Raw genomic sequence first — 10,084 nt, forward strand, 5'->3', positions numbered from 1 at the left:
GAATAAGCAAACAATTTCTAACTTTTCTTCTACTGATTTTGGACTTCTTTTGGACATGTGAAAACTCCCCTTATAGTGTCTAGTGAATTTTTGTTTTTTCACTGTCCACTATATGGGGAGTATATCATTGATGTTATGAGTTTTCTTTTTGAACGTTTTTGTTCCGCTCCTTTACTGTTCTTCTACTTCCACCTTATTGGCAGCTATCACAAATGGGCTCCAAATGAGGAAGGCTACAAAGACATTGAATAAGGAGATGAGTCCTGCTAAGACATTTCCTCCTGTTGCAAGGAAAGCGTAGAGCCCTGGAGGGGTAATCCATGGAATGGCTACATAGACTGGTGGAATCAAACCGAGAGCTGTCGCTGCGTAGGCAATACCACAACAGATAGGTGGAACGATAAGCCACGGAACCACAAAGAGAGGATTCAAGACCATTGGAATCCCAAAGGTTACTGGTTCATTGATATTGAAGATTCCCATTGGGGCAGATAGTTTGGCAACAGCCCGGTATTCTTGGCGCTTCGAGAAGAGGAAGACAGCAATGATAAAGGCGATAGTAACACCTGAACCACCCATTTGTCCGTAGGCGTCAAAAGAGCCACGGGTCCAGATGTATGGAAGTGCCTTACCAGCTTCATGGGCTGCTGTATTCTCAAGGAGAGCAGGCAGGTAAATACCATCCAAGACAGGACCTAATACATTGTGTCCATGAAGTCCGAAGAACCAGAACAACTGTACCAAGAAAGAGAGCAAGACAACGCTAAACCAACCTTGAGATAGACCAAGCAAAGGGGTCTGGATATAGGTGGATACTAAGTCGTTTAGGGATTGACCAGACACTTGTACCGCGATAAAGCCGATCAGGGCTGAAACATAAATGGCTACAATTCCTGGGATCATTGAAGCAAAAGCCTTATTAACAGCTGGTGGAACTGTATCTGGCATCTTGATCGTCACCTTCTTCTTCATTAGGAAACAGTAAATTTCTGCTGAAATAAGACCGATAATCATAGCCGTAAACAAACCAGTCGCACCTGCATAAGCTACCTTAATCGCACCCCAATCAGAAGTTTCCAATCCCTTTTCTGAAATAGTCAAACCAAAATCTGTCAAAGCTTTCACAATGGAATTATCCAGCCCTGTCAAGTCTGTCACAATGGTCATAGTTTGTGGAATCGTGGAAATAAAGGCTGCAAAAGAGACTAGACCTCCTGCGATTGGATTGATTTTTTCATGTTGCGCCCGATTATAGCCCAGAGCAAAGACAAAGGCTAGCGCCATAACGGCAATGGTACCAAAGTAGACATAGCCATTCAAGGTAATGAGCGGCTGCATGGCTTCTGCCAAGCCTGTATTGCCCATGTTGTTTGGAATATCACGTATCAAGACATTGATCAAGACAGCAATCGCCCCAGCCATGGTCAGTGGAAACATAGCAAGGAAAGCATCCCGTACGGCAACTAGGTGCTTCTGCGAGCCTAGCTTGCCTGAAATTTTCATAAATGTGTTCATTGATGAACCTCCTTTTTTGTTGCAAATTCTGCAAATTTTTGAATTTGAAGCAGCATGCGCTTCTCTAATCCCCGTTTCATCAGCGGCAGCAATAGCTTGTAGTTAAGCTGATTCCAGCGCCCCTCTGGCAGATAATCCTCCGTATAGACAATTTCCACCTGATCCTCTCCTACATCCACTAAGCGGTAGGTCAAATACTGGATACCGCGGTTGGATTGAATAACCACTGCATAGCACTCATTTTCCACTAACTGCTGCAAGGTGACCTTGACGGATTGCTCCTCTTTTTTTCCAAAGCGCTTCACATAGCTCAAGCCCTCTCTGATTTCAGATAGTAGAAGAGACTTACCTGTTGCTTTTTGATACTCTTCCTGAAACAATTCCAGATACAAGGCATAGAAAGCCTCCAGTTGACCAGTTACTGTCAGACGTGCCTCCATCTATCGTCCTCCGATCTGCTCTATCCTGCGGTATAGATCAATCGTTTCCTTTGCCATATCTAAGAAGGTGATGGCGTTCATCAAATGATCCTGACCGTGCACCATTAAAAGGGAAACTTCGATTGACTGCCCTGCCGCTTCTTCTGCTAATAAGGCTGTTTGCGATTTATGGGCGATATTGAGGGCTTGATTGGCTTGCTCAAGGAAGACTTCCGCTGCTTCAAAATCACCTTTTTTAGCTGCACGAATCGCTTTCACTGCATTCCCCTTGGCATCGCCTCCATGCATAATAAGCCCCATAATCGCTTCAAGATTTGCTGGTTCTGCCATATACTAATCTCCTAATAATTTCAAGGCAAATGCTAGGACATTAGCGCCATTCATGGTACCGTAGTCAACCATATTGATGTCCCCAACCTTAATCTCTGGTTCATAATTTTCCTTATAGTCATCAAGCATAAATTTGACCTGAGGTCCAACCAGCAAAACATCAATCGATTTATTTGCCACCTCATCTGCAACTTCTGAAATAGGAACAGCCCAAATCTTTGCTTCTATGTCTTTGTCACTTGCTGCCTTGAGCATTTTTGTCACCAACATACTGGTAGACATACCAGCATTACATACTAACATAATATTTTTCATTGTGATTCCTCCTTCCCTAATAAAGGGATAAAACATTCTTTAAATTGTTGGACAGTCGGATTGTCCTGCAATCGTTCCTGTAAACCAGGATCATGGATAAAGGTTGCAAGGGCTGGAGTGACCAGCTTCAGTCGCTCATTTTTACCAGTTGAGGGAGAGAGTAAAAAGATAAACCGAACCTGATTGTGCTCACTGTCCCAGCAAATCGGATAACGACAGATGGCTATCACCACCTGCTCTTTTTTCGTCAGCGCCTTGGTCGGATGTGGAAAGGCTAGGATCTCCTCATAGACAACCGAGCTAAGATTTTCCCGAATAGCAATCTGCTTGCGGAAATCCTGTTGAAATTCGGGATTGCTCCCCTCTTCCAAGGTTTGAATCATCTGAGATAAGAGTGTCTCCTTGTCTATCTGCTGCTCTACATATATAAATTGATGTTCCTGAAAGAGCTGTATTACCTCTGCTGACGGAAGACCTTGCTTTTCTGAACTTGTTACGGGTCTATCCCTTTCATCTCTCGTCCAGACCTTCTTAGTCATGTGCGCCCGAATGCGGGCAATGTCTTGCTGCTGCAATAAAACACTGACTTGAACAACTGGAATGAGAAAGACCGCATTACTCAAATCAACCGAGGAGATGATAAAATCAATGCCCGTCAAATCCTGCTCCGTCAAATCCAAGTAACTCGTCACCTGCATGATCTCTAGCTCCGACTGAAATTCATTTTCCAGCCGGTGTTTCAACATTCTGGCACTCCCATAACCACTCGCACACACGACCAAGACACGATAGCGAACCTGTCCGCTCATTTTCTCCAGAGAAGCCAATACATGCAAACTAATATAGGCATATTCATCATCTGTAATGGCTCGCTGCTGCAATTCAGGCATGTGGGAAAAGACCTCTTTAACTGCTGCTAAAACCTTGGGATATTGGGCTGAAATATCTTCTGTCAAGGGATTGACCAGTTGAATATTATTATGGATTCGATGCAGGAGGGGGATAAAATGCAACTTCAGTGAGTCGAGTAAATGTACATCACTCTGCAAGGGAACTGCTAAATGCTGACCCAGCATTTCTATCCTTTCCCGCAGGTGTCTCGTCATGCTATCTTCTGCTGGGCTACTAGCCGCCTCCTTTCCTCCATGTAGGTGAAGGGAGATGTAGGCTGCTTCTTTCTCTGGAAAGGTTAGGGAAAAACGCTCCGCCAAACGTCCTAAAATCCTTTTCGCCACATGGTATTCGGGACTTCTTTCATCCTCCTGATAGGAAATCAGCTGAACGGGATTTCCCATCCGAATCCTGCTCATCATCAGAGCTAGGTGTACCACCAGATTATGCAGTACAAAATCAGGCAATTGCAAGTGGGCGTTTCGGCATTCATCAATAACAATCATGATAATATCTGGAAAATGACTTTCTTCTAGAACATCATGCTGGAAGAGGGAAAAGACCGACTGCTGGAAGCTATCCATAAAGAAATAATCTTTGATAAAATGACGGATCGCAGGTTCGCTCCCTACAACCTGAATGCCTTTTCTACTATTCTGAATTTCAAGACCATAGGGACGAACCAAGTCCTTAATCTCTGTCAACAATTGGGATACGCTGGTCTTACTCAGGTACAATTCCTGTGATAAGTCCAAAATGGTCGGAGAGCCTGCCTCCAAGAAGAGCTTGTGGATAATATAATGACGCCTGTCTGTTGCTTCTTCCAATTGGCTTACTTTTTTCACCAGCTTGTCCGACTGTTGCCATTCCTGCCAGTAGAGTTGAAATTGTTCCTCATCGCTAAAGGATAACTGATAGCCGTAGCCTGATTTGGAATGTAGCCTCGCCCCCTTTTTGATAATCTTTTCCTCAATGATTTGCAAATACTTTCGGACAGTGCGATCGCTCATGCCAACCTCTGCGGCAATCTTTTGACTAGAAATATACTGTCCAGCCTGCCTTAGCAAGACCTGCACCATTGCTGCTTCTTTCTTTGTTAGCATTTCTCACCTCCAATCCCAAGATACGAGGGCGTTTAAGATACAAAGCCCGTTAAGAACTCCAAGCGAAAATAGGAAATCTGACGCAGAGTTTTTAAAAGAGTATAATTTTCAAAGACTGTAAGCCTTTTCCTATGTCTATTGTAGCAGATAATGGATAAACTTTCACACTCCTTTTTTCCGCAATGCTGATGAAATTTCCTATGGGCATCTTCAAAAGATTCGATCCTGTCGAGGCTCTTTCAGAACTGGCTGACCAGAATCAAGCCTCTTGGCAAGATGATTTCTACAAACAATTATAGCCGTTTAGTTTATTTTTAGTACTAGCTCAAACAGTCTGGGGAGAGACTGGGTGAGGTGGGAAATAAAGAAAACGAAGTTTTCGTCAAAACAGTCTGGGGAGAGACTGGGTGAGGTGGGAAATGAAGAAAACGAAGTTTTCGTTAAAAGTCGCAGGTAGTTGTCTAGTTGATAACTATTTCAATCGATAGATAAGAAAAGTGTAACTTTTCTCAATGGTACAACTCAAGATACGAGAGCGTTTGACACGAGTTTCACTCGTTCTATCTCCAACCTTCCACAGTCTATCCCTAGACTGTGGAAGCAACTCCTAGACAAAATAGGAAATACGACGAAGAAGCGTTGGCTTCTAGGAGTATTTATCTTTTTGTCAGTGAGTTGTAGCTCAAGTTCAATTATACAAGATACAAGGGCGTTAGACGAGCAAAGCAAAAATAGGAGTTTTGACGAAGAACTACAAGTTCTAGGAAAAACTATCTTTTTTGTACAGCTCGTAGCCCGAGTTCAATTATACAAGACGAGTTAACGAAGTAATAAAAATATAAACTAAATGACTATATAACCACAAAATAGGGCGCAAAAAAAGGAATCGCCTCAATAGTGATTGATTGATCACGACTGAAACTATTCCTTATACATACTCTTAATCAGCAGGCAGTTCGACTAGGGTAAAGTTCTGCCAAGGCTTGAGGTAGTCTAAGATGAGCAGGCTCCATGGTGTCAGTTGTGCCACCACATTTGTTTTCTCACTCACGGTAAAGGATTTGAGGGCAATTTGTAGTTCGCCCTTATAGCGCAGATAAGAGTTGTTATCAATCAAAATCCTGCCCCTTGTCACCTGCTTAGACTGCTCGCGTGGCGGAATGCTTGCCTCCTGATAATGTACCCGAGACTCTGGTGAGCGCATGACAAAGTCAGACAGATCTCCCCGATAACAATGCGGAAAATCAAGAATCGCCTGCTCCGTATCTGTTAGGGCGACCAAAGGCTCATAGGTTAGGGCAAGACTTTCCTGTTCCAATACACCAACGAGGTCTGCCAGTTCTGCCTCTGCGATAAATTGATTTGAAATGAGAACCGTATCAAACAAGCCTGTTGCTTTCATCACTTCTGCCTGCACCTTTAAAGGAGCATAACGAAGTTCTTCCAAGGTGGGAAGCCCCTCTGTCACCGGCCAGGGACCCTCTGTTGCGGTATTGGCACTTAGAAAGACGGCTGTTTCAATACCATTTTCATGAAAAAAGCGCGACATGTCTAAGAAATGCTGGCGTGACAAGCCTGTAAATTCATGGGGATAAAAATTATGACAGGCAATGATATTGCTTACATCAGCACCTGCTTCTAGCAGGTCTGTCAATAGGCGCTTATCAGTGCTCATATTGAGTTCGATTTTAAGCCCTTGGCTATTCTGGGTCAAAAGCACCATATCATCTAGGGGGAGCGCCTCATCAAGCCTGACACCTGCCAGACCAAATTCCAGACATTTTTCAAGCAGGCAATCTTGCCAACCATTCGCCGCTAAAAAGGTCGGACTGACATCAGCAATCACCCGAATTCCTTTTTGATTCGCATAGACGATAATGTCTTGGTAGAGCTTGCTACAATCAACCATGGCGTCCGATAGCTGCAAAAGGCTCATGAAGAGCCGTTTTGCGCCATATTGAGCCAAGAGATCGATATAGTCCAAGGATTGTTTAAGATCATATTTTTCAGGATAGAGGGAAAATCCAAATTCTAGCATAGAGCCTCCTATCTCTCGAATCCGTTGTTGCTACTTAATGCTTTAAACCAATGACCTGATTTTTTTATGACCCGCTCCTGAGTCTCCAGCTTCAACTCAATTAAGCCGTAGCGATTCTTATAAGCATTGAGCCAAGACCAGCAATCGATAAAGGTCCAGATCATATAGCCCTTACAGTTAGCTCCAGCCTCGATTGCCTTATGGAGTTCTACCAAATGGTCTGTAATGAAGTCAATCCGATAATCATCTTGGATCACACCATCTTCACGGAACTTGTCCTCCCCTTCAACCCCCATACCATTTTCGGTCACGAGCCACTCAATATTGCCATAGTGTTCTTTGAGGTTGATCCCAATATCGTAAAGCCCTTTTTCATAGATTTCCCAGCCACGGTGCGGATTGATTTTCTTACCAGGCATATCGTAGGCTTCATAGTAATAATGTGGTGTCAAGGGCTCATCTGCACTTGGAGGAGTGCTTCTTGCCTGTACCCGTAAAGGCTGGTAATAGTTCACACCCAAGAAATCAACTGGGTTCTCCCTTATCACCTGTAATTCTTCCTGACTTGCTGGAGGGAGGATGTCATGACGCTTCAAGATCTCCACCAATTCTGGTGGGTAGACACCTAGGACAGACGGGTCGAGGAAACTTCTGGTTTGGAACAATTCCGCAATCCGTGCAGCATCCTGATCCTCTTTGCTATCGCTACGTGGATAGGCAGGGGTCAAGTTCAAGACAATGGAAATGCGGTGGTCTGGGTGCAATTCGTGACAGGCTTTGACGGCTAAAGAACTGGCCAATTGCGTATGATAGGCTACCAAGGCTGCCGCCTTAGCGTCTACAATACCTGGCAAGTGAAAATCACCTAAATAGCCACACTCAACAGGGACTATTGGTTCATTAAAGGTAATCCAAGTATCTACAATGTCCCCAAACAAGTCAAAGCAGGTTCTTGCATAGCGCTCATAGGCATAGACCGTCTCCTTATTTTCCCAACCGCCAGATTCCTGCAAGGCGTAAGGCAGATCAAAATGATAGAGGTTGACAATGAGCTGGATACCTTGATCCACAATCCCCTGAAAGACCTGACGATAGAAGTCCACCGCCTGCTCGTTCACCTCTCCTGTTCCATCTGCAATCAAGCGCGACCACTGAATGGAGGTACGAAAGACGGTATGTCCTGTTTCTTTCAGAAGCTGAATATCCTCCTTGTAGTGCTGGTAGAAGGTAGAGGTCTGAGCAGGGCCTACCCGATCAAAAAAGCGTTCGGGTTCCCTTTGATACCAAATATCCCAATTGCTCTTGGTCTTGCCATCTCCTGCGACAATCCCTTCACTTTGGGGTCCAGATGTTGAGCTTCCCCATAAAAAACCTTCTGGAAAGCGGTAAACTGTTTTCGATTCTGACATGGCTTCTCCTTTGTCGCTTTGTTATATAATGCTTTCGTTTACTTTTACTCTTTATAATAAAAATAAACTAAATGACTATATCATCTTATTAGTATTAGTAATTCTAGTATAATCCTCCTAGCTCATCTTGTAAATATTTTCAAAAAAGATATTTTTCCACATTCTTAAGGAAAGCAACGGAATGTCTGATCGTCAAGGTCTATCATATAGTTATTTCGTTTACTTTTAGTACTAGCTCAAACAGTCTGGGGTGAGACTGTTTGAGCTGGGAAATGATAAAAACGAAGTTTGCGTCAAAACAGTCCGGGGTTAGACTAGGGGAGGCGGGAAATGATGAAAACGAAGTTTTCGGCAGGTAGTACTGGAGTACAGCAAGACGAGTTAACGAAGTAATAAAAGTAAACTGAGCGACTATAAAAGCAAAACAAGCTCCAAAGCCATTTAAGACTTTGGAACTTGTTTGCTTTGCTCTATGAGGTTTTCAGCCAATGAAAGCTGATGCCCTCTTCACTATTCTAGAATAGCTATAAAGAGGATAGTCTAGCCAACTCTAGTCGGTATTTCTAGGAGGATTTATTCTTCCTCTTCTTTTTTACCTTTACCAAGAGCCAACAATCCTACGGCACCGAGAGCAGCAAGACCATACACTCCCAAATTAGAAGTTTCTGTTCCTGTTTTCGGAAGAATTGCTTTTCCAGCTGGTTTCACAGTAGCAGCACCTGGCTTGCTATTTGGATCTTTCGAATCTGTGCCTGCGTTCTTCTCTTGCTCATCTGTGTAGCCATCATTATCATCATCTGGATCGGTTACATCTGGGTCTTGATCGCCATCTGTATCACGTTGAACCTTGATAACGAAGTCTTTTTCAGCAATTGTTTTCCCATCTGCATCACTTATAAAGACTGTAATCAAGAAGTTAATTTCTTCCTCATCTTTACCCCAATTGTTTACAGTTGGGGTACCAGTGATCTTACCAGTCGCTGGATCATAGGTCAAGCCGTCTGGGAGACCGGCAACATATACACTACCACCCTTTGGTACATTCACTACTGGAACATCAATTGGATCGATCGGTTGTTTTTCAATAACAGTCTTGTTATCAATATCACCCACCGCTGCCGTTGGCTTACTATTTGGATCTTTCGGATCTGTATTAGCAGTCTTTTCTTGATCATCTGTGTAGCCATCGTTATCATCATCTGGATCGGTTACATCTGGGTCTTGATCGCCATCTGTATCGCGTTGCACCTTGATGGTAATTTCTTTTTCGGCAATCGGAGTACCAGTTTCATCCTTGATCACAACTTTCACTGGGAAGTCGCGTTCTTCTTCGGTTGTACCCCAATCAGTCACAGTTGGTGTACCAGTGATCTTACCAGTCGCTGGATCATAGGTCAAGCCATCTGGAAGACCTGTCACTTCTACACTACCCTTACTTGGTACATTTGTTACTGGGACATCAATTGCTTCAATTGGTTGTTTTTCAATAACAGTCTTGTTATCAATATCACCAACCGCTGCCGTTGGCTTACTATTTGGATCTTTCGGATCTGTATTAGCAGTCTTTTCTTGATCATCTGTGTAGCCATCGTTATCATCATCTGGATCGGTTACATCTGGGTCTTGATCGCCATCTGTATCGCGTTGCACCTTGATGGTAATTTCTTTTTCGGCAATCGGAGTACCAGTTTCATCCTTGATCACAACTTTCACTGGGAAGTCGCGTTCTTCTTCGGTTGTACCCCAATCAGTCACAGTTGGTGTACCAGTGATCTTACCAGTCGCTGGATCATAGGTCAAGCCATCTGGAAGACCTGTCACTTCTACACTACCCTTACTTGGTACATTTGTTACTGGGACATCAATTGCTTCAATTGGTTGTTTTTCAATAACAGTCTTGTTATCAATATCACCAACCGCTGCCGTTGGCTTACTATTTGGATCTTTCGGATCTGTATTAGCAGTCTTTTCTTGATCATCTGTGTAGCCATCGTTATCATCATCTGGATCGGTTACATCTGGGTCTTGATCGCCATCTGTATC

8 protein-coding genes are annotated in these 10,084 nt (G+C 43.6%); all 8 read right to left on the bottom strand.

What is annotated here, in order from left to right; all coding sequences use genetic code 11:
• Positions 1–171: 171 nt before the first annotated feature.
• Complete coding sequence (locus tag BU200_RS09470; RefSeq protein ID WP_075099914.1) at positions 172–1,515, bottom strand: PTS sugar transporter subunit IIC; 1,344 nt, start codon at positions 1,513–1,515, stop codon at positions 172–174.
• Entirely contained in the window at positions 1,512–1,955 is a 444-nt protein-coding gene (locus BU200_RS09475; protein ID WP_075099915.1) for a DUF3284 domain-containing protein, read from the bottom strand. Before BU200_RS09475 ends, BU200_RS09470 begins: the two co-directional genes overlap by 4 nt.
• On the bottom strand, positions 1,956–2,285 hold the full coding sequence (locus BU200_RS09480) for a PTS lactose/cellobiose transporter subunit IIA (RefSeq protein WP_075099916.1): 330 nt from the start codon (positions 2,283–2,285) through the stop codon (positions 1,956–1,958).
• A gap of 3 nt (positions 2,286–2,288) precedes the next feature.
• Complete coding sequence (locus BU200_RS09485; RefSeq protein WP_075099917.1) at positions 2,289–2,600, bottom strand: PTS sugar transporter subunit IIB; 312 nt, start codon at positions 2,598–2,600, stop codon at positions 2,289–2,291.
• Positions 2,597–4,594, bottom strand: coding sequence for a BglG family transcription antiterminator (locus BU200_RS09490; RefSeq protein WP_075099918.1), 1,998 nt, complete (start codon positions 4,592–4,594; stop codon positions 2,597–2,599). Before BU200_RS09490 ends, BU200_RS09485 begins: the two co-directional genes overlap by 4 nt.
• Positions 4,595–5,534: 940 nt before the next feature.
• Positions 5,535–6,632 carry a DUF871 domain-containing protein gene (locus tag BU200_RS09495; protein ID WP_075099919.1) on the bottom strand — a complete coding sequence of 366 codons (1,098 nt, stop codon included), beginning with the start codon at positions 6,630–6,632 and terminating at the stop codon, positions 5,535–5,537.
• A gap of 8 nt (positions 6,633–6,640) precedes the next feature.
• The gene (locus BU200_RS09500) at positions 6,641–8,041 is read right to left on the bottom strand and encodes a glycoside hydrolase family 1 protein (protein WP_075099920.1); all 1,401 of its coding nucleotides are present in this window, start codon (positions 8,039–8,041) and stop codon (positions 6,641–6,643) included.
• Positions 8,042–8,614: 573 nt separating this feature from the next.
• Positions 8,615–10,084 (bottom strand): putative Ig domain-containing protein (locus BU200_RS09505; protein ID WP_142237042.1); only part of this gene is annotated, 1,470 nt, incomplete at its 5' end.

The sequence above is a fragment of the Streptococcus acidominimus genome, from assembly GCF_001921825.1.
GTDB lineage: Bacteria > Bacillota > Bacilli > Lactobacillales > Streptococcaceae > Streptococcus > Streptococcus acidominimus.